This window comes from Prosthecobacter sp. (assembly GCF_034366625.1).
GTDB lineage: Bacteria > Verrucomicrobiota > Verrucomicrobiia > Verrucomicrobiales > Verrucomicrobiaceae > Prosthecobacter.
On the sequence record NZ_JAXMIH010000008.1, the window covers coordinates 494080 to 515642 of the forward strand.

A 21563-nucleotide genomic window follows, 5' to 3' on the forward strand; every position below is an offset into this window, starting at 1 on the left:
ATGAAGGCCTTCACTTGTCTGCCACCCAGAGCCTGACGATGCCTGTGGGTTGGAATTTTTCGCTGCTGGCAGCCAGTTCGAGCGTCACCTGAGTCTGGCGGCCATTTTTGCCGAGCAGAGTGACTTTGCCGGAGATGGGATCGGCGGTGGGCTTGCGATCAATGCCAGCGGGCGCGATGCGGACACTGGTGCCCTGCTTGAGGCGTTTGATCTGCTCCTCGCCTTCGTTGAACAGCGTGAGGACGAGTTTGGTGCCGCTGGATTCATCGACGTAGCCCGGTGCGCCTTCTTCGAGAATGCGTTTGGCGTGAACGGCCTTCTGCTCGGTTTGGAATTTGAGCAGGCTGTCGTCATCGAGGAAGATCTCCCAGGCCATGCGGGTTTTGCCTTTGCCGATGCCTTGGGTCTTGGTGCGCAGTTTGTCGCCAATTTTAACGTCGCTGAACTTGGCAGGCAGGCCGGCTTTCCAGTAGCGGGTGTCCTTATCGGTTTCGATGAGGATGTTTTTCTCGCGCAAGAAGCTCTGGTCGAAGTTCGCCCAGGTGCAGGTGAGTTTGCCGGCAGCGGCGTCGATTTGGTCCACATAGAAGTATTCTTTGTGGCCGTTCATCATGTTCATCTCGTCCTGGATGTAGGTGAGCCACACCCACTCGCCCTTGTCGTTTTCATGCAGGCGGAAGATCGCTCGTTCGCCGACGCGGAAGTCCTGCAAATCGCCCAGCGTCGCGTGATGCAGCAGCTCGGCGTAGGGCATGACGGTGAAGCTGACGACCTCGTCGTTGCTCTCGCGACGGAATTTGCCGGTGCGCGTGGCGAGATCGAGGCTGATCAGCTCGCCCCATGGCCGCTGCATGCGGTCGAATGGGATGATGACTTTGCCGGGAGTGATTTTGAGCGCGGGTTTGGCTGGCGGTGTGTCAGCGGCGGGGCAAACGGCGGAGAAGATGATGAGAGTCGCAAAAAGAAGCTTCATGGCGATGAGTGGAGATAGATTATTCCCGGCCGAAAAACTCCTCTTCCTTCGGGAGAGCATTCACTTTCCAGGTCGGGGGATAGAAGCGGACGATGCGCTTCGGGCGATAACCTTCGAGCATCATGTCCATCTTCAGTTTGATCTGCACGCCGCTGGAGCCGAGCTCGACGGGGATCTTTTTCACTTCGAGGATGCCGCCGCGTTTGCGGTCGTTGACCGGATCGTAGGCCATCAATGAATCGCGTGCGACAGCGAGACCTCCTTGCGGCTCGACAGGTGGCGGGCTGCCGTCTTTCGGCGGCGGAGCGTTCGGATCTTTAATCGCGACTTCATCGAAGAGCTTCGGATCAACATTGCCGAAGAAGGTGATGGTGACGAATTGCTGCTCGTCATCGACCGATGTGACCCAGCCGGGCAGGCCGCGCTCGCGGACGTGATTGCGATGGCGTTCGAGTTGCTGCGCGGTGGCGAGCGCCCGGGCCGTTTCATCGAGCCACACGTCGGTGATGCGTCCGGGACCGTAGAGCGTGACCCAGGTGAGGTTGAACAGCACCTGCTGGCCCGGTTTGAGCGCCTTGATGTCGGCGAAACCTTTCCCCTCGAAAATGCGCGTGCTGCTAAGCAGGTCGAAAATCTTCGGTGGTTCGCCCGGCAGCGATGCGGTGAGCTTCATCGTGGTCAGATCGACGGTTTCGATCTTCCAAAGCTGCTTTTGCCGCGCGTGGCGCGTGAACTCGTCCTCCAGCCGGAAACAATGGCGGAAGTCGAACTCGGGCGTCTTGCGCCGATACCACGTTTCCATGGGCGGATCTTCGTCGTTCGGGCCTTTGAGGTAAAACAGCCCGTGCAGATGCGTGCCGAGCGGGATGTCTTGAATCGCCGCCGGAGCGCCGTGATACCAGATCGAGCCATACGGCAGCATCACGCTAGGCAGCGGCAGGTCCCACATCCCGCGATCCTGGCTGTCATTCCGATCCACCCGAATCTGAAACCGCCGCTCAATGTGATCGACACGAATGAGTTCGCCCGAGACGGCGTGTGCAGAACCCTCCGGCGGGAACTGGCCTTCGAGGAGTTGGAACCAGTCAGGTTTGGCGTTCGGGTCTTTCGAGTTCTTCTTCTCGTTGGGATTCACCGGGCCATCGGCATCGGTGCGGAACTTGGGTTTGTCCTCAGCGTGGAGGATTGCGGTGAGAAAGCAGAGAGCGTAGAGGAAGCGCATGGAAAGAAATAGAGAGGCAAGGAGTGCGGTTCCATGACGGCGGAATCGGTGACTAACGCGATTGCATGGAAGGTGTTTAATCTGTTTTGAGGTATTCTTGATCAAACCAAACATCGACATAGGAACCGTCTGTTATAAATGCCCACCCCGGTGGCAAGGCGAGGAAGGGAATAGCAACAGAGCAGTAATCGTTAATATGCTCGAAGCAGAGAGCTTGAAAAAATCTACAGCATCAGACCGCTCACCCGCCCAAAGATACCAACCGTTTGTTCCTTGCTCAGGAAGATGCCGGACGCCGTAGATGGGATTATTCGTCAGTGAGCTAATCGCGACTCCCATCCGAGAGTCAGGTGAAGGTGGATCGAACGCGGCTCCATATAGCGAGCATGTCTTCTTTTGTTCTTCAGTGGATAGAGACATCGCGACTTTTGAACTATCATCAGATTAACCTCACCCCACGATTTGCTTCACCACGCCCACGCTGTCCTGGAAGCTCTCTGCTTTCACATCGGCGCGTTGAAGCATGGTGAGGAGGAGGTTGCTCATGCGGGCGTCGCTGTCGATGGGGCGGCTGCAGAGCTGGTAGTGGCCTTGGGCGTTGGTGACGTCGTATTTCGCGATCTTGGGCAGGTTGAAATCGACGTGGGTGCCGTGCTTGTAGCCGAGGGCTTTGCCGCCGGCGATGATGGTGGGCAGGTTGGCGTTGCCGTGGCTGTGGCCGTAGGCCATGCCGCTGCCCCAGAGGACTTGCGTGGTGTCGAGCATGGAGGTGTCGCCCTCCTTTTGCGCTTTGAGTTGATCGAGGAGGTAGCTGAACTGCTCGATGAGGAAGGTGTCCGTTTGGGTGAGGCGGCGGAGCTGCTCGGGGTCGCCATTGTGATGGCTCAGGCCGTGGCGGGTCTGCGAGATGCCGATCTCGGGGATGCCGCTGGCGTGGGATTCGCTGCCGATCATGCAGGTGATGACGCGCGTGCTGTCGGTGCGCAGGGCCATGACCATGAGGTCGTAAAACAGGCGGTAGTATTCACCGGCTTCGGCGATGCTGAGCTTGCGCGTGAGTTTGGAGATCTCGCCGGGCGCGAGCTGCGGTTTGGCGATGTTCAGCCATTCGTCGGCGCGTTTGGTGCGCTCCTCGACCTGGCGGACGGCGGTGAGGTATTCGTCGAGCTTGTTCTGGTCTTCGCGGCCGAGCTTGTGGTTCACACGCTTCGCGTCGTCGGCGACGAGGTCAAGGATGCTGCCGCGGCGGCTGAGACGGCGGCGGATGGTCTCCTTGCTGTCTTTTTCGACGCCGAAGAGCATGTTGAAAATCTGCTGCGTGTTCCGCTCCGCAGGAATCTGGATGCCGTCCTTTGACCACGCGAGCGAGTGCCCTTCGATGGCGAGTTCGAGGGAGGAAAAGCGCGTGGAGACGCCCTGCACCTCGGCCATGAGCTGGTCGGCGGAGACGGTGTTGCGGAAGGCACCGCCATCGCCCGGCACGTTTGCGCCAGTGAGCCAGACCTTGTCGCAGTTGTGGTGCTTGCCGATGACCATCGGATGATGCAGCCCGCTGATCGGCGTGATGTCCGCACGATGTTTTTCCAGCGGCTTGAGCGGCGCAGTGAACTCGTAATCCGCGCCCGCCTTCTGAATCTGCCACGTCAGTGTGTTCACCCCGTTCGGGATGTAAAGAAACACGCTGCGCTTGGCCTGTGAAGCCGCCGGAGACAGCCCCATCGCATCGAGCAACGGCAGTGAAATGGATGCGCCAAGTCCGCGCAGCATCTGGCGGCGGCTGATCTGCCACTTGTTAAGATTGAGATTGCTCATGGGAGTGGGGATGGAGTTAGCGCTTCTGGAACAGGTTGGAACAAACGAATGCCTCGACGATGTCTCTCACGCGGTAGTCTTTCGACTTGCTGGCCGCGGCGATGGCTTTCAGCTCGCTGTGATCGTCAAAGGACATGCTGCGGCGGAGACCGTAGGTGGCGAGTTTTTCGATGAAGGTGACGTTGAAACGGTCGAGATCGGCGAGGAGGAGGTTTTTGAATTCGTCGGCAGTCTGGTAGGCGCGCCCGTCGGGCAGTTTGCCCACAGCGCTGACTTTTGGATTCGCGCCGATGCCATCGGTGACTTCTTCGGTGCGCCAGCGGCCGATGGCGTCGTAGTTTTCAAAAGCGAGGCCGAGCGGGTCGATCTTCGCATGGCAGGCGGCGCAGTTTTCATCGTGGATGTGCGCTTCTAGTTTCTGGCGCAGCGTGGCCTTCGGCGCGGCGGGATTCGTGGCGATGGGATCGACGTTCGCGGGCGGCGGTGGCGGTGATTTGCCAAAGATGGATTCCATCACCCACACACCGCGATGCACCGGGCGATGCCGCGTGCCGTCGCTGGTGAGCGAAAGAACTGACGCCTGTGTGAGCAGACCGCCGCGATGGCTTTCGGCAGTTAGCGAGACTTTGACGAACTCATCGCCTGCCACCTTGGCATCGGTGAGGCCGTAAAAGTCGGCGAGGCGGGCGTTCATCATGCTCCAGTCTGATTTGAGCAGATCGCGCAGCGTGTGGCCGCTCTGCACCACTTCGCGGAAGAAGGTCTGCGTCTCGCGGATCATGCTCTGCTCCAGATGATCGTCGTAGTCAGGGTAGATTTTCTTGTCCGGCGGGAACATGCCGACTTTACGCAGGCGCAGCCATTGATTGGCGAAGGAATCGGTGAATTGCGTGGCGCGCGGATCGGCCAGCATGCGGGCGACCTGTTTGGAAAGCTCGGCCTTGTCGTGCAGCTTGCCGTTTTCAGCCAAAGACAGAAGCGCCGCGTCCGGCATCGTGCTCCAGAGCAGGTAGGAAAGGCGGGAGGCCAGCTCCCAATCGTTCAGCATGTGGCGCTTGGCATTCGGATCGCCCTCGGTGAGAAAGAGGAAACTCTTCGCGCACAAAATGGATGCCATGCCGGCCTTCACCGCCTCGCGGAATTTTTCACCCGCGGCCAGTTCCGACTTCACGATGCCGACGAAGCCGTCGATCTCCTCGGGATTCACCGGCCGGCGGAAGGCCTTCTGCGCGAGCTTGGTGAAACAGGAACGAATCTCGTCCATGTCCTCCGTGGCGGGCATGTAGGCGGCGCGGACGCTTTGTTCTTCTTCCGTGATGATCGGCCCCTTCCACGAGATGGAGTCGAGAATGAGGAAAGGATAACGCGCATTGCCTTGCTCGTCGGTGAGCTTGATCTGCCACGGCAGGCGGCCGTCTTTGATGCTCACAAACGGCACGCCGCTCTGATGGCGGCCGGAGCGCGGCAGGTTTGAAGGACCGGGCACGTCATTATAGACCTCGATGTTCGGCCTGCCTTTGGGCAAATGCGCGCGGAAGGTCACCGTGACCGGCTTGTCCTCCGCCGCGACGATGTCCTGCTCGAAGAGCACGCGGTCGAGTTTCGACTCATAGACCTTCAATCGCGGTGCGCGGCCGTTCTTCGGCTTCAAACCGCTGAGCGTGTAGCTGATTTCATAAACACCGGCTTCGGGCAGCGGATCACGCAGCGCGGAGTAACGGAAGATGTCGCCCGGCCAGCAGTCGTAGCGCACTTTGTCCAGCAGGCCGAGTTCGCGCAGGCGCTCGCGATGGTGCTCGCTAATCTGCTCCTCGTAGAGAACGGGCTTGCTGCCACCGAACGGAGTGGGCGGCTTGGCAGGCTTTTTGTCCGGGATTTCCGGGTAAGCCTCGTTCAGCACCGTCTCGGCGGCGGCGAGGTATTTCTCAATGTTCGAGGGCGAAAGCGTCAAAACCGAGCCGATGCGCTCAAAGCCATGCCATTCCGGGTCTTCGAGGAAGGCGCCGGGATCATTCGCATCATACTGCACGCCGAGGAGATCACACACCGTGTTCACATACTCGTCTCGCGTCAGACGGTTGTAGCTCACGCGCCCACGCGCCGCCATGCGGGCTGATTCGCCCTCCTTCATCCGCGCGGAAATCCACTCGACCGTTTTTGCGCTCTCTTCCGCCGTAGGCTTCACTTTCTCCTTCTTCGGCGGCATCTCGCCGGAGTTGATGCGCTCCATCAGTTCCAGCCACTGCGGTGTGTCCTCGAATCCGATCTTGGGAGAGAGATTATCAATGCGGAAGTCACCCTTCTGCACATCCGCGTCGTGGCATTTGAGACAGTGCGTTTCCAAATAGGACTGCACCTTCGGGTCGAGCGCGGCGGCCCACGCTCCATGAGGAGCAAGCGTGAGAACGGTGACAAAGCAGGTGAAGAGGTGGCGGTCCAGCATCGGCGGGTCTCATTACGAACCAAGGCAGCGGATCATGCAGCACCCCCGAACTATCGGGGGGCGGGCTGCTCTGATGCTCACAAGCTCGCGCGGAGAGGGTGGGATTCGAACCCACGGTGAGAATTACCCCACGCCAGTTTTCAAGACTGGAGCCATAAACCACTCGACCACCTCTCCTGGTGCTGCGTTGCGGAGCGGCGATAGTACGCAACGGGCGGCGCTGTGCAAAGCGGAAGTTTGCGGGAGAATGGCGCAAGCTCGGGATTGATCGCGGCGGAGGCGGCGTGCATGATCGCAGCGCATGATTCATCCCACTGCTTTGATCGACCCGCGTGCGCAAATCGACCCTACGGCCGCAATTGGGCCGTACGTTGTGATCGACGGCGCGGCCGAGGTCGGCGCGGGTTGTAAAGTCGAGGCGCATGCGCAGCTCGTGGGGCATGTGGTGGTGGGGGAGGGGACGTGGATCGGGCGTGGGGCGGTGATCGGCGGGGAACCGCAGGATCTGGGGTTTGATCCCGCCACGGAGAGCAGCGTGGTTTTGGGCAAAAAGAATGTGATTCGCGAGCATGTGACGATTCATCGCGGCAGCAAGTCGGGAGGGGTGACGCGTATTGGCGATGAGAATTACCTCATGGCGACCTGTCACCTGGCGCATGACGTGGCGCTGGGGGACCGGAACATCCTGGCGAATGGCGTTTTGCTGGCCGGACATATTCATGTGGGGAGTCACACGTTCCTCGGCGGCGGGGCGGTGTTTCACCAGTTCCTGCGCATCGGGGATTACTGCGTGGTGCAGGGAAATGGAGCGTTCAGCAAGGACATACCGCACTACTGCTGCGGTGCGAGGCTTCTGAACCGGATCACGGGATTGAATGTGATCGGGTTGCGTCGCCAGGGGTTTAGCGCGGAGGACCGGGGGGCGATCAAGGAACTGTTTCAACTGCTGTTTTGCGGCGGGATGAACCTGAGTCAGGCGGTGGAACGGGCGTCGGCGAGGGAATGGCCCGAAAAGGCCCGGCGGCTGCTGGAATTCGTGCAGGCACCGAGCAAAAAAGGCATTTGCCCTGTGCGCCGTGGCCGGGGGGATGATTAAGGCGAAAAAAGTCCGGCTTTTTCTTGTCACCGGGACACCACTAGCCTATTGAAAAGGCTGTCATTGTCTGCCTCCGCAGGGCGATGTCCTCCCGTGCTATGAACTTTCCCAGATTTTGCGTGACGGCCTTTGTTTGCGTCCTGGCGGCAGCCGGGACGGCGGGCGGGCAATCCCTCCTCGACAGTCTCACGACTGATCTGAACATTCGCGGCCTGACGACCACGATGGACCCTGAAACAGGCATCGTCACCGTGACCGGAGACGTGAATATCGTGTATGGTGACGTTGAAATCCGCAGCGGCAGCGCCCAATACAACCAGACCACGGGCGAGGTGATCGCCCGAGATGGTGTGACGATCTGGCGTGCGGGAACGATTTATCGGGGGGATTCCATCACCTACAACTCCATCACGGGGGAGATGTCGGGTCAGAATGTGATTTCTGGCATGCCTGCTGGATCGGGCATGTTCATTTACAAGGCGGAGGATTTTAAATCAAAGAGCAAACTGGAGAACCAGATCGAAGCCACGGGAGTCACTCTCACTTCGCATGACATACAGAATCCAAATTTTCGTCTCGGAGCCAAGGACTTGACGGTCATCCCGGGTGAAAGCGCAGTCTTGCACAATGTGAAGGTTTATGGCGGGGACACGCCGTTTTTCTATCTGCCGAAGTTTTCGCAGTCCCTCCAGAGTGAGGTGGGCTACCGGATCAGTCCTGGTTATCAAAGCCGCTGGGGTGCCTTCCTGCTGACCCAGTATTCCTTCATCCACGGTGATCACACCCTGGCCAAGTACAAGTTTGACCTGCGCAGCAAGCGTGGCGTGGGCGGTGGCGTGGACTTCATTTCCCTGCGTCACATGCAGAACCAGCAGAACTTTGGCACGCTGAAGCTGTATGCGGTCGGTGACAGCTCTTCTTCAACGAATGTGTCAGGTGGCATACGCTACCCGGTGAATGAAAAGCGCTATCGGGTGAATTTTCAGCACCGCATATACCTCCCTGGCCCGGACGTGAGCACTTGGTATCTGGACTTCGACCTCAACAAGATCAGTGACATCCATTTTTACGAGGACTTCTTCTTCAACGACTTCCGCACCAATCGCGAGCCGGACAATCTGATATCCCTCGTTCATACCAACGAGGCCTACGTCGCCACCCTGATGGCGAAGTTCAAGATGAACAATTTCTACCGGACGACGACGCGTCTGCCTGAGATTTCCGTCGATTTTACCCGGAGGCCGCTGTGGCATTCGGGCATTTTCCATCAGGGCACCATCTCCGCCGGCCTTTACAACGAAGTGGTGGGCAAGCAGGAGCAGGCCGAACTGCTGCGGTTACAGACGCTTGGACTCGGTGGATTGCCGGGCGTGTTTGGCGATCCGCTGGGAACCGCCACCGCCTCTTATCTGAGCCTGGTTGGACGGCCAAGGGACGTCGGATTGACTGCGGCAGATGTCACACAAGGGCTGGGAGTTATTTCAAGCCGGCTGCAGGAACCGGACTTCGCCCGTTTTCACACATATCACGAATTGCTGTATCCCAAGACTTACATGGGCTGGCTGAATGTGACACCACGCATCGGCGCAGGCGTGACGAGCTATAGTAGCATTGATGGGAGCATCACCGGACTCCAGAATTTCACCCGTGGCATCGTTCATCTCGGTCTGGATGTCTCCTTCAAGCTCACCAAAACGTGGAGCGACATGCAGGTGGAATCTCTCGGCATCAACGGCCTCCGGCATGTGTTCCAGCCCTACCTGAACTACTCCTACCTGGATGCCAAACAAGACGCCGGACTGCCCGCCATCGACAGGCTTTCACCGACCACCCGGCCACGTTCGATCGACGTTTCTCTGTTCACCGCAGTGGACAGCCTGCGCTCATGGAATGTGGCACGCCTGGGCTTTCGCAATCTGTTGCAAACGAAGCGTGATTACATTACCAGCAGCGGCTATGGCAGCTTTCTCGAAACGCCCGAGGGTGGTGACAGCCAGACCTACACCCTGGCGGGCATGAACACCTATGTGGACGTGTTTGCCAAAGACCCGGAGTTTGGTCGAGACATCTCCAATTTCTACAATGAAATCTTCTGGCGGCCGGTGCCATGGATCACGGTGAAGTCCGATCTGCAACTACCCATCAGCAGCGGTATCGGCAGCTTTACCGAAATTAATAACAGCATAATCTGGCTGCCATCCAGATATACGTCCCTGGAGTTTGGGCACCAGTTCATCTCCGATCACCCGTTCTTCCGGGACAGCAGCCTGGTTTACACGCGGTTCTTCGCCCGGTTGACGGAAAATTACGGTTTCAACATGAACCACATCTACGAGGCGGACGACGGCACGCTGGAGTTCCAGAGCTACAATCTCTCACGTGACCTCAGCAGTTGGGTGGCCTCCATCGGCTTGATGGCCCGCGACAACCGCAACGGTGCCTCTGATATTGGCATCCTGCTCACCTTCTCACTCAAGGACTTCCCACAGTTCAATTTCGACCTGGACATCGACCCGAACCCCACCGGTCGCGGCGGCAAGCAGTAGCGGCGTTCCTGCCACATCAAAGTCATTCGCTATCGCTAACCAGCAGGGCTTGTGGGAGACAGTGCAAGTCTTCATGTCTCTTGCGGAAAGCCTTTTGGCCTGCCCCAAAGACAGATCAGTTCAATACCCATCGGATGGCCTCATGAGCGTCACCCATGAAGCACGCCGGGTTCTAAAGTAACTCGGGGTCTTGAGACGCCCAATTTCAATCGAGCCACATGACAGGTGACTTCGCGCGTCGCCTGACATTATTACTGATGCCATGCCTGTGCCAAAGGCCCGTGAGAACCGCTTGTTAGCAGACAAGAAAACTTGAGGTTCCCCGGCAACGGACATCACATCGCCCCACCGCTTTTGGCGAGGAAATTAAGCGCCAAGGTGGCGACGGCGAGGAGGAAAACTAACCAGGCGAGAGGCATGACGTGAGAAGGATTGAAATGGAAATTCGATCAGGTGCCTTGTCTTCAGGGAATCGGCAGCAGGGTGTCTTTGAACTTGTTGGTCCACACGCCAGTGATGGCGTTGCGGCTTTCCCAGCCCTGCTGGTTGGAGATAGGCACCATGATGGGGGATTCACCGGTCGGATCGGACTTCACGGCATCCGCCCCGAACATCTGAACCACCATGAGAACAGCGGAAAGCAGGAAGCAGATCACCGACAGCGGCACCAGGCCTGCCTCGGGATCCTTTTCCTCATAAAATTGCTCCGCGTCGGCAGCGGCACTGCGTTTTACGGGAGCGCTGGGCGGTGCGGAGATGGAAGGACGCTGCATGGCCTGGGTAGGCTGCAGTTTGACAGTCGCTTTCGGCAGCGGAGCCGTTGGGCCGCCGGTCATGGGGCCGGTGCCTGTTCCCGGAGCGCGTGGTCCGCCAGCCATGGGTTTTTGCAACGGAACGGTGGGGGCTCCGGTTTCGGTGCGCGGAGCTGGGGCGGCCGGATTTTGGCTGAGAGGGCGGGTGGCTGCCGGAAGGCCTGCCATGGGCGGTGCGGTGGGACGTGGTGCCGTCGGTGCGCCGGGTGGCTTGGGTGCCATAGGCGGTGCGGTCGGACGGGCGGCGGGCGGGGGCATCGAGCCGGAAGGCGCTGGTGCCGACGGGGGTGGCGACGAAGCCACGGGAATGGCAGACGTGGTCTTTTTCGACGGCGGCGACATCGGCGGCGCAGGAAGCTTCACCGGGGAGGTGCTTGACTTGGGTGCGGGCGGCGGCAGCGGAGCCGAGGGCAGTTGAATTGGGGCCGTGGCCTTTTTGGCCATCATGGGAACCACCGAGGTCGTGTTCAAGGACGCTGGAATCCCGCCCGTGGCTGGCGAAACAGGGGAGGTGGCCTCACGCGGCTGGGTGACACCTGCTCCGGGGCGACCGCGCAGGGTGATGCGCACGGTTTCTTTTTTCAGTGGGACGGCAGCCGTCTTGGGCGTCGAGCCTGACGGTGGTGGTGGCGTGTTTTCGGGTTCGCTCATGATTCAGGGACGTAAAAAGGGGATTCTGAGAATTCCGCACACATTTAGCGAAATCTGCACCCTTGCGTCAATCCCTTTCTCCTCATGTCTTGCAATTGTCCGTCGATTGCCCGTAAATCCGCGCTCATGAACATTCTTGTTACCGGCGGGGCTGGTTTCATCGGCTCCCATACCGTCGAACGACTGCTCCGTGATGACGCCGGGCATGTCACCATCATCGACAGCCTCAACGACTACTACAATCCCGCCATCAAACGCGAAAACCTCAAGGCGCTCGGCCCCAAGGTGAAATTTCGCCAAGGAGACATCACCGATCCCCTTTTTGTCGCCGAAACCTTCGACGTGGGCCGGTTTGACGCCGTCATCCATCTGGCCGCCCGTGCCGGCGTCCGCCCCTCCATCGAGCAGCCGGAGCTGTACATCGACACGAACATCAAAGGCACTTTCAACCTGCTCGAAGCCGCCCGTCGCACGGGGGTGAAGCACTTCGTGGCCGCCAGCAGTTCCTCCGTCTACGGCGTGAACAAAAAAGTTCCCTTCGCCGAGACCGACCCCATCCTGCAAACCATCAGCCCCTACGCGATGACGAAGATGGCCGGCGAGCAGATGTGCTCGAACTACAGCCACCTCTACGGCATCAAGACCGTCAGCTTGCGCTTCTTCACCGTCTATGGCCCGCGTCAGCGCCCTGACCTGGCCATTTCCAAGTTCACCCGCCTCATCGAGGACGGCCAGCCCATCGACAAATACGGCGATGGCACCACGCGGCGCGACTACACCTTCATCAACGACATCGTCGATGGCATCATTGGCTCGCTGAACTACCGCACCGGCCCGATCTGCGAAATTTTCAATCTCGGCGGTTCGCAAAACGTCTCGCTGAACGATCTCATCGCCACCATCGAGCAGGCGCTCGGCAAAAAAGCCACCTGCAACCAGCTCCCGGACCAGCCCGGCGACGTGCCCATCACCTCCGCGGATGTGAGCAAGGCAAAAGCTCTGATCGGTTTCAAACCGACGACGACCATTGCCCAAGGCGTGCCCCAATACGTCGAATGGTTCCGCGACATGCGCTCACGCGGCATTGCGGTGAGCTGAACTCAAAAATGCGGCGCTGACACCGTGCCGTCCTCGATCTCCTGGCGCTTCTTGCGTACGATGCCGTCGGCGATGTCGAGCACCATCTCCTCCAGCAGCAGCCGCAGGTGGCTGCCGGGGCGGTAATCGGCGGGAGCGATGTGTTTCACGCGGTCCGCCAGCCCGGTGAGCTGGTAGCATTTGCGGAAGCTGCTGCGGTTTGTCTCATCAGGGTTGTACACTGCCACCGCATGACCGCCGTAGCGTTTCATCAGCGTGAAGCAGGGCACGTCCGTCGGCCCGTCGCCCACATAGATCATGTTTTGGAACGGGATGGGCCGCAGTTCGTGCGCCATGTGGTCGTTCACATCTTCGTGCGGCTCCAGCATGCCTTTGTTGATGCGGAAGATGTACTGCGTCTTCGTCGTGTGACTGATCACGCGCTTGGGGAAGGTGATGCGGCCGTTTTTGTCCTCGCCAAACTCGCAGCCAAAGATTCGCTTCACGAACGGCGCCAGCGCGCTGCCGTCCAGCAGGGCCTTCAGGCCGCTGGAGACGATGTAATGCTCGATCTTCACGCCCAGCAACCGATGCTGGTCGTTCAGCACGTTGTTCAACTCGTCAAACAGCTCGGGCACGCCCTTGTAGAAACGCAGCTTGGTGCCCAGCTTCCGCAGATCCTCATTCGTGGGCCGGTCCATGTCCAGGTAGTCCAGCATACACTTCAGATAGGCCAGTTCGCCATCGTAGCCCTCGGTATCGACCAGCTCGCGGCTGCGTTTCCAGAACTGCCCGGGATTGATCCCGAAGTGCGGGAACAACGTCTCATCCTGCATGTAAGTCGGGCTGAGCGTCTGGTCGTAATCGTAGATGATGCCGATGGTGGTCTGTTGGGATGCCATGACGGGGAAGTTGACGGTTGGTTACGGTCGTTGACGATGGTTGACAGTGGTTTGGGACAATCGTCAACCACTGTAAACGACCATCAACCACCGTATACTCAGATCAACGCCTTGAACGCGCTGGAGAGAGTCGGATGCACAAAACCGTAGCCCATCTCCGTCGCAACGCGAGGAATCACTCGCTGTCCGCCCAATAGCATCTCATCCGCCATCCCGCGCAGGAGCAGGCGCAGCGCAAAGGCGGGTGCGTGGAAAAGAGCGGGCCGCTTCAGTGCTGCGGCCAGTTGTTGCGTGAACTCCGCGTTCGTCACCTCGTCTGGCGCGCACAGGTTCACCGGTCCCCGTACCGTTTCAGTTTCAATGGCCTTCAAAATGATCTGCACGGCATCCTCGACGTGAATCCACGACATCCATTGCGTCCCTGAGCCCAGCCTGCCGCCGAGACCGAAACCAAACACGCGCTTCAACAGCGGAAACGCCCCGCCATCACGGCCGAGCACCATGCCCGTGCGCAGCAGCACCACGCGCATGCCGAGCGCTTCCGCCCGCAGCGCCGCCTTTTCCCAGCCTGCGCACACATCGGCCAGGAAACCGCCACCACGCGGCGAACTCTCATCCACCGGCTTGTCGTGGCTGTTGCCGTAAAACCCGGCGCCTGACGCGCACACCAGCATCTTGGGCCGGTTTTCCACCTGCCATGTTCCCAGATGCGCCACCAGCGCCTCCGTGAAGTCCACACGGCTTTTCCAGATGCGGTCACGTTTCTCATGTGTCCACAGCCCCATCAAAGATTCGCCAGAAAGATGCACCAGCGCGTCCAGCCTCGTCTCTGGCAGCGCATGCGGCTCTTTTTTCGGCTGATACAGGGTCTCCTGCGAGATCGGGACAAACGAACCTGCCCTGCGTGAATAAGCGATCACTTCATGCCCGCTGCCTTGTGCGAGCAGCGCCAGATGCCCGCCGATAAAACCTGTGGCGCCTGTGATGCCGATACGCATAACCTTCATAACGTTTCAGGGCGCGGATGGTTTGTCCAAAATCAGGCAGCGGAACGAACGGCCCATGATGGCCGGGTGCGTGAGGGAGTTGAACTGGCGGATGAGGGCTGCGGTGGCTCTGTCGGGAACCTTGCCTTGCAGGCTCTCCATCCATGTCAGCCCCATGCGGCCCAGCACGCGGCCTTGGAGGTCGTATTCACGTTGTTTCATGCCGTGGCGGGTAGCTTCGTCGACCAGGCGAGTGAAATTGATGTGCGTGGTCAAATCGCATGCGCCGAGGTCTTCCAGCACATGACCATCCATGTGATGCTGCCAGTAGCGGCGGATGGTGCCGCTGGCACGTGAGTCGGCAAAGAATTCCTCGGCGTCGAGGCCGTAGTCGGCAATGAAGATGGCCCCGCGAAACGCCGCGTGGGCCAGTTCACGGATCCACGTGAGCATGGCGAGATTGATTTCGAGTGTGTGGCCGGTTTCGAGATCGTGCGGCAGGTGTTTAGCCTCCTCGGCCAGTTCGTCGCAGGAAAAATCACCCGCGACGAAACGAAAGGCTTCGGTGCCGTCGGCTTCAACGAAAAGCTCGCGCCAGCGCTCGCCGTTCCAGCGCACGAGATGCACGGGAAAGGCGTCAGGCAGCTCGTTGCAGAGGAAAAAGGCATGCTTGGGGCCGGTTTGCAGCGCGGCGAGATTATCCACCCACTGTACGCGGTCACCAAGGCGTTTGGTCTGCACTTCACGATACTTCGGATTCGGCTCCACGATGAGGTAGCGCATGGATTTGCCCTCAAGGGCACTCAAAACGTCCTCGGCGAGCTGTCCGTCATGCGCGCCCTGCTCGATGATGGTGAAATTCTCTGGTTCGTCCTGCTCCTTCCATTCTTGAATCGCCCGCATGGCCAGCAGCTTTCCAAACAGCGGACCCACACTCACGCTGGTAAAAAAATCGCCCTGTCGGCCGATTCGGCGTAGTCCGGCTCCATAATAGCCATGCTCAGGATGGTAGAGCGCCAGCTCCATGATCTGCACGAAGGGCAGCCTCCCGGCAGGCGTGGCGGCAAGCTGGGCGCGGAGAATCTGGGGCAGGGGAGACATGCGGAGGACGGGAAAGAACTGGCGCGAAATGTGAAGGGCGGGTAGTTTGCCTGCCCAACTTCTTCCCCCCAGCCATGTATCGAGATGATCCCGATCCCAAGCCCGAGCGCAACTGGCGCGGCGAAGCCGGCCTGAAACTGCCATTTTACCGTCGTGGCTGGTTCAGCGCGCTGGCGGCCTTTGCACTGCTCTGCGTGGTGGCCGCGTTTGGCGTGTACAGCGTGGTGGTGGCGCCGCTGCGGCGGGATGCGGAAAAATACGATCTCGAAGAGCTCAAGAAACTGGAGTCTGCCAGCATCATCTTCGACCGCAATGGCGATGAAATGGCCCGCCTCTACGTGCTGAACCGCACCCCGGTGCCGATCACCGACGTGCCGCAGCATTTCATCGACGCGCTGGTGGCGCAGGAGGACTCGCGCTTCTTCAAGCACGACGGCGTCGATTACATCGGCCTCATGCGTGCGGTCTGGCTGAACTTTCAGGCCGGTGAGGTGACGCAGGGCGCGAGCACGGTCACGCAGCAGCTCGCGCGCCAGACCTTCAAGCTCCTGGAAAAGAGCTACAAGCGGAAGATCCTCGAAGCCTTCATCGCCCAGCGCGTTGAAAAGCACTTCTCGAAGCCGGAGATTCTGGAGCTTTACCTGAACCGCATCTTCTTCGGCGCGAACTTCTACGGCGTGCAGGCGGCGGCACGCGGTTACTTTGGCAAGGACGTGAACGAGCTCACCATCGAGGAGTCGGCCACCATTGTCGGCCTGATCAAAAGTCCGAACAACATCCAGCCCGTCAAGCATCCGCAGCGTGCGCTCAAGGAGCGCAACTACGTGCTCGACCGCATGGTCAGCGAGGGCACGCTCACCGAGGAGGAGGCCGAGAAGCTCAAAAACAAGCCGCTCATCACCGCCCCGCAGAGCACCGACCCGCGCCTGAGCTACGTCTTTGATGCTGTGCGGCGTGAGGTGGTGGACCTCGTCGGCGAGGACCGTGCCTCCATCGGCGGATTCCGCATCTACACCAGCATCGACCAGGATCTGCAAAAATCCGCCGAGGACGCGATCAGCAAGCGCATGGCCGAGCTCGAAAAGCGCCAGGGCTACGAGCATCAGACCTTCGAGCAATTCCGCGCCATCATCTCCGACTACCGTGCGCGCCTGAAACGCGGTGAGATCGATCCCGCCACGCCGAAACCGATGCCGGAGTATTTGCAGGCCGCAGCTTTGATGATCGACAACAAGGACGGCAGCATCCTCGCTATGGTAGGCGGGCGTGATTTCGGCGACAGCCAGTTTAACCGTGCCACCGATGGCGTGCGCCCGGCAGGCACGGCCTTCACACCACTCGTTTATGCCGCCGCGTTCAGCAGCCCAGGCATCTATCCCGGCACGAAGGTGGAAGATGCGCCGCTGGACAACCGCCGCGTCATGATCGGTGGTTTGACCGGCATCTTGGGTGAATGGGGCGCGGAGGTGGACGATCCGAAGTGGTCGCAGGCGCCGATGAGTTCCCGTGAGGCGCTCGTGCATGGCCGCAACTCCGCCACCGTGCGCCTCGGCGAGCGTGTGGGCGTGCCGATGGTCAAGCAGGTGGCGCAGAAGGCCGGCATCACCTCCGAGATGCGCGATTATCCCTCCACCTTCCTCGGTTCGAGCGAGGCACGGTTGAGCGAGATGTGCCTGGCCTACTCCAATTTTCCCACGCTCGGCAGCCGCCCGCAGAAGCTGAACCTCATCCAGCGCATCACCGACAGCAACGAAAAGGCCGTCTTCCAGATCGCCGACTCCGCCTTGCAGAGTGTGCAGAGCATGGACCCCATCGCGGCGTATCAGACGCACACCTGCCTCGTTGATGCCCTGCATCGCGGCACCGGCAGCCCGGCGGTCACCGACTACAAGCTCGGTGAGTTCGTGGCCGGCGGCAAAACTGGCACGCACTACGAGTTCAAGGACCTCTGGTTCCTCGGCTACACCTCCCGCGTCACCTGCGGCGTGTGGGCCGGCTTTGACAAGCAGAAGACCATCTACCCTGGCGCTTTCTCCAACCGCATCGTGCTTCCCGTGTGGACGGACATGGTGAACGCCAGCGCCGCCCGCTACGTGCCGCAGGAAATCACCCCGCCGCAGACCGCTGAACGCGTCGAGATGTGCCAGCGCAGCAACCAGCGCGCCACCGATTACTGCTACGAGAAAATCAAAGGCCCCGACGGCCGTGAAAAATCCCTGCGCGCCACCTACTTTGAGTACCTGCGCCCCGGCACACCGCTGGAGGGCTTCTGCAGCCAGCACACTGGCGAGGGCCTGCCGAAGGAGATGGAGCAGTTCCGCTACCAGATGCCCGTCGGCGGCATTGATTCCGCCCCGCTCATCGCGGACGCTGCCAAATGGGTTCACGTCGAGCCCGTGCGCATGAAGGCGCTCACCATCATCGGCGAGGATCCCTACAACGCCGAGCAGGCCGTCCCTCGCGCCAGCCCCGTGAACGACGACGGCACTCCGATCCGCAAAGCCATCCCTGTTGATGCCGTGGAAGCGGCTGATGACGGCCCCGTTCTCAAACTGGCTCCACCGCCGCCGATGAAGATTGATTTGTGATTAGATGCTCAGGCGATCATGTCCAACTCAAGCATAGCCGTCTATCCAAAGACCACAGCGCAGGATGTCGTTGGACGGTTGACACAGATCAATCCTGATTGGAGGCTGTCGGTGAATGCTCGCAAGTTTGACTATGACGCGGACATTTTGATAGCCAGCCACGCTCATTCGGTGGCAGTCTGGGCCAGTGGCAACGCACGTGGGCAAGATCATGAGTTGCAAACCGAAATTGGACGCCATTCAAGTCATCCTTGGCTGAGGATTCTCTTCCAGGACCATGTGGCCTGGGAATATCTTCTCTATCAAAACGGCTTGGTGATTGATCGCTTCATGCCACTGCCGTCCATGTGGGGGCTGGACAAGCCCGAGTTAGGCCAGCCTTCGTTGCTGGCCAGCATCTGGGGCGTGCCTGAGAAGACGATTTCCAAATACCTGCGGGAATGGAATGCCAAGACACGCGGTCGCAAAGCATTTTGGTGGCGGGATCAATGGAAATTTGGCCAGTTTGAACAAGGCTTCGATTTTTTGAGGGCACTGACAGGCATCGAGTTTCCTTCTTGATGACGATTCACATTCGTTGTCCGTCACCTCAGCAGCATCGCACCCTTCTCCGCATCAAATCCTCTCTCCCACTTCGCCACGACGAGGGTGGCGACCGTGTTGCCCACGAGATTCGTCAAGGCGCGTGCCTCGGACATGAACCGGTCGATGCCGATGAGCATCGCCAGTCCGGCGACGGGGATGCCGGTGTCGATGGTGGAAAGCGTGGCCACCAGCGTGATGAAGCCCGCGCCCGTGACGCCCGCCGCGCCTTTGGAGGTCAGCAGCAGCACGCCGAGCAGCATGAGCTGCTGCCCGAGCGTCAGCGGTGTGTTCGTGGCCTGCGCGACGAACAACGCGGCGAGCGTGAGGTAGATGCAGGTGCCGTCGAGATTGAAGGAGTAGCCGGAAGGAATGACCACGCCGACCACGGACTTGTCGCAGCCGGCATTTTCGAGTTTTTTCATGAGCTGCGGCAGCGCGGTCTCGGAAGATGAGGTGCCGAGCACCAGCAGGATCTCGTCTTTGATGAACACGAGCACCTTCCACAGGCTGAAGCCGCAAAAACGGCAGATCAGGCCCAGCACCACGAAAACAAACAGCCCACAGGTCACATAGACACAGCCCAGCACCTTCGCGAGCTTCACCAGCGTGCCCGGGCCTTCTGACCCGACCGTGTAGGCCATGGCGCCGAAGGCCGCGATGGGAGCCACTTTGGTGATCATCGCCACGAGCTTGAAAAACACCTCCCCGACCGCATGCAGCAGTTCCAGCACGATCTGGCCACGCTCCTGCATCTGGCACATCGCCACGGCGACGAGAATGGCGAGAAACAGGGCCGGCAGCACCGATTCGTCCGTGAACGCGCTCACGAAGGTCTTCGGCACGATGTTCATCACAAAGGTGAGGGTGCTCGTGTCATGTGCCTTGTCGGCGAACTCACTGATCTTCGCGGTCTCTTTGGCCGAAGCCTCCAAGGGCATGCCCGCGCCGGGTTGGGCGATATTGGCCACCAGCAGGCCGATGATGAGCGCCAGCGTCGTCAGCACCTCAAAATAGACCAGCGCCTTCCAGCCGACGCGGCCCACGCGTTTCAGATCGCCCATGCTGGCGATGCCCGCGACCACGGTGCAGAAAATGATCGGCGCGATGAGCATCTTGATCGCCTTGATGAAGATCGCCGCCAGCGGCTGCATCTTCGTGCCCGTTTCGGGGTAAAAAAGCCCCAGCAGCACGCCCAGAATGATCCCGATTAGCACCTGCACATAGAGAATTTTCAGCCACTTCATGGGCGCGGATGCTGGCAGGTTCGCGGCAAAAGCCAAGAGGCTTTCTTGCACCGTCCGCAGTGCGTGCTAGGCTCGCGGCCCTCCAAACCTCCAATTCGCACGCATCATGGGCAAAACTCTCTTCGAAAAAGTCTGGGACTCGCACGTCGTCGGCACGCTCGCCAACGGCCAGGCACAGCTTCTCATCGACACGCATCTCGTCCATGAGGTCACCAGCCCTCAGGCATTCGGCATGCTGCGTGATTTGAACCTGAAAGTCGCCTACCCGCACCGCACCTTTGCCACGGTCGATCACATCGTGCCCACCGACAGCCAGGTCTCGCCGTTTTCCGATCCGCTCGCCGAGGCGATGATCCAGGAACTGAACAAGAACGCCAAGGACTTCGGCATCACCTACTTCAGCCTCGCCAGCGGCAAGCAGGGCATCGTTCACGTCGTCGGTCCTGAGCAAGGCATCACCCAGCCCGGCACCACCATCGCCTGCGGCGACAGCCACACCGCCACGCACGGCGCTTTCGGTGCCATCGCCCTCGGCATCGGCACCACGCAGGTGCGCGACATCCTCGCCACGCAGACCATGGCCCTTGGCAAAATGAAGGTCCGCCGCATCAACGTGGACGGCCAGCTTCGCCCCGGCGTTTATGCCAAGGACGTGATCCTGCACATCATCCGCCTCCTCGGTGCAAACGGCGGCATCGGCTACGCCTACGAATACGGCGGCAGCCTCTTCGACGCGATGTCGATGGAAGAGCGCATGACCGTCTGCAACATGAGCATCGAAGGCGGTGCGCGCTGCGGTTACGTCAATCCTGACGAAAAGACCTTCGAATACCTTAAAGGCCGCCCGTATTCGCCGCAGGGAGATCAATGGCTCGACACCGTCGAGAAATGGCGTGCCGTCGCCACTGACGCGGACGCCGTGTATGACGACATCGTGAACATCAAGGCCGAAGACGTGCCGCCCACCGTCACCTGGGGCACCAGCCCGGACCAGGCCATCGCCGTCACCGAAAACGTGCCGACGCCTGAAAGCGCCACCACCGAGCCTGGACGCATCTCCATCCAGGACGCGCTCGATTACATGAAGCTGCCTGCTGGCAAGCCCATCAAGGGCACCAAGATCGACGTCGCCTTCATCGGTTCCTGCACCAACGGTCGCCTCAGCGACTTCCGCGAAGTGGCGAAGTACATCAAGGGCCGCAAAGTCGCCGCTGGCGTCAAAGCCATCGCCGTTCCGGGATCGCAAATCGTCGATGTCCTCGCCCGTCAGGAAGGCCTCGACAAAATCTTCAGCGAAGCCGGCTTCGAATGGCGCGGCGCAGGCTGCTCCATGTGCCTCGCGATGAATCCCGACAAGCTCATCGGCGACCAGCTCTGCGCTTCGTCCTCGAACCGCAACTTCAAAGGCCGCCAAGGCAGCCCCACGGGCCGTACTGTCCTCATGAGCCCCGTCATGGTCGCCGCCGCCGCCCTCACCGGCAGCGTCGCTGATGCCCGCGAGGTGTTCTCGATTGCTGGCTGAGTA

General features: G+C 60.0%; 15 protein-coding genes and 1 tRNA gene. 6 read left to right on the forward strand and 10 right to left on the reverse strand.

The genetic code is table 11. The features are described from left to right. Positions 1-10 precede the first annotated feature (10 nt). From U1A53_RS10475 to U1A53_RS10495, 5 genes are all read right to left on the reverse strand, one after another. Entirely contained in the window at positions 11-973 is a 963-nt protein-coding gene (locus tag U1A53_RS10475; RefSeq protein ID WP_322280683.1) for a hypothetical protein, read from the reverse strand. A gap of 19 nt (positions 974-992) precedes the next feature. Next, complete coding sequence (locus U1A53_RS10480; RefSeq protein WP_322280684.1) at positions 993-2195, reverse strand: hypothetical protein; 1203 nt, start codon at positions 2193-2195, stop codon at positions 993-995. A 450-nt stretch (positions 2196-2645) separates the two neighbouring features. Next, on the reverse strand, positions 2646-4007 hold the full coding sequence (locus U1A53_RS10485; protein ID WP_322280686.1) for a DUF1552 domain-containing protein: 1362 nt from the start codon (positions 4005-4007) through the stop codon (positions 2646-2648). Between the two features lie 16 nt (positions 4008-4023). Further along, positions 4024-6450, reverse strand: a complete 2427-nt coding sequence (locus U1A53_RS10490; protein ID WP_322280687.1) for a DUF1592 domain-containing protein — start codon at positions 6448-6450, stop codon at positions 4024-4026. A gap of 90 nt (positions 6451-6540) precedes the next feature. Continuing rightward, positions 6541-6627 (reverse strand) — tRNA-Ser (locus U1A53_RS10495). Between the two features lie 124 nt (positions 6628-6751). On the opposite strand from U1A53_RS10495, the gene lpxA reads away from it, so the two are divergent. Further along, positions 6752-7546, forward strand: coding sequence for an acyl-ACP--UDP-N-acetylglucosamine O-acyltransferase (gene lpxA / locus U1A53_RS10500; RefSeq protein ID WP_322280689.1), 795 nt, complete (start codon positions 6752-6754; stop codon positions 7544-7546). A gap of 98 nt (positions 7547-7644) precedes the next feature. Further along, positions 7645-10092, forward strand: coding sequence for an LPS assembly protein LptD (lptD, locus tag U1A53_RS10505; protein ID WP_322280691.1), 2448 nt, complete (start codon positions 7645-7647; stop codon positions 10090-10092). Between the two features lie 464 nt (positions 10093-10556). On the opposite strand, the gene U1A53_RS10510 is transcribed toward lptD, so the two are convergent. Next, entirely contained in the window at positions 10557-11555 is a 999-nt protein-coding gene (locus U1A53_RS10510; RefSeq protein ID WP_322280692.1) for a hypothetical protein, read from the reverse strand. Positions 11556-11681: 126 nt separating this feature from the next. Here U1A53_RS10510 and U1A53_RS10515 point away from each other — a divergent pair, with 126 nt between their 5' ends. Continuing rightward, entirely contained in the window at positions 11682-12653 is a 972-nt protein-coding gene (locus U1A53_RS10515; RefSeq protein ID WP_322280693.1) for an SDR family NAD(P)-dependent oxidoreductase, read from the forward strand. 2 nt (positions 12654-12655) lie between these two features. Here the strand turns inward: U1A53_RS10515 and U1A53_RS10520 are convergent, their stop codons facing one another. The 3 genes from U1A53_RS10520 to U1A53_RS10530 form a co-directional block, all read right to left on the reverse strand. Next, on the reverse strand, positions 12656-13534 hold the full coding sequence (locus U1A53_RS10520) for an HAD family hydrolase (protein WP_322280695.1): 879 nt from the start codon (positions 13532-13534) through the stop codon (positions 12656-12658). Between the two features lie 98 nt (positions 13535-13632). Continuing rightward, complete coding sequence (locus U1A53_RS10525; protein WP_322280698.1) at positions 13633-14541, reverse strand: TIGR01777 family oxidoreductase; 909 nt, start codon at positions 14539-14541, stop codon at positions 13633-13635. Positions 14542-14547: 6 nt separating this feature from the next. Continuing rightward, positions 14548-15621 carry an SAM-dependent methyltransferase gene (locus U1A53_RS10530; RefSeq protein WP_322280699.1) on the reverse strand — a complete coding sequence of 358 codons (1074 nt, stop codon included), beginning with the start codon at positions 15619-15621 and terminating at the stop codon, positions 14548-14550. Between the two features lie 74 nt (positions 15622-15695). Between U1A53_RS10530 and U1A53_RS10535 the strand changes: the two genes are divergently transcribed. Both U1A53_RS10535 and U1A53_RS10540 read left to right on the forward strand, forming a co-directional pair. Beyond that, on the forward strand, positions 15696-18209 hold the full coding sequence (locus U1A53_RS10535) for a transglycosylase domain-containing protein (RefSeq protein WP_322280701.1): 2514 nt from the start codon (positions 15696-15698) through the stop codon (positions 18207-18209). 18 nt (positions 18210-18227) lie between these two features. Then, positions 18228-18770 carry a hypothetical protein gene (locus tag U1A53_RS10540; RefSeq protein ID WP_322280703.1) on the forward strand — a complete coding sequence of 181 codons (543 nt, stop codon included), beginning with the start codon at positions 18228-18230 and terminating at the stop codon, positions 18768-18770. 23 nt (positions 18771-18793) lie between these two features. Here the strand turns inward: U1A53_RS10540 and dctA are convergent, their stop codons facing one another. Next, positions 18794-20038, reverse strand: a complete 1245-nt coding sequence (dctA, locus tag U1A53_RS10545; RefSeq protein WP_322280705.1) for a C4-dicarboxylate transporter DctA — start codon at positions 20036-20038, stop codon at positions 18794-18796. A 106-nt stretch (positions 20039-20144) separates the two neighbouring features. On the opposite strand from dctA, the gene leuC reads away from it, so the two are divergent. Then, entirely contained in the window at positions 20145-21560 is a 1416-nt protein-coding gene (gene leuC, locus U1A53_RS10550; RefSeq protein ID WP_322280706.1) for a 3-isopropylmalate dehydratase large subunit, read from the forward strand. Positions 21561-21563 lie beyond the last annotated feature (3 nt).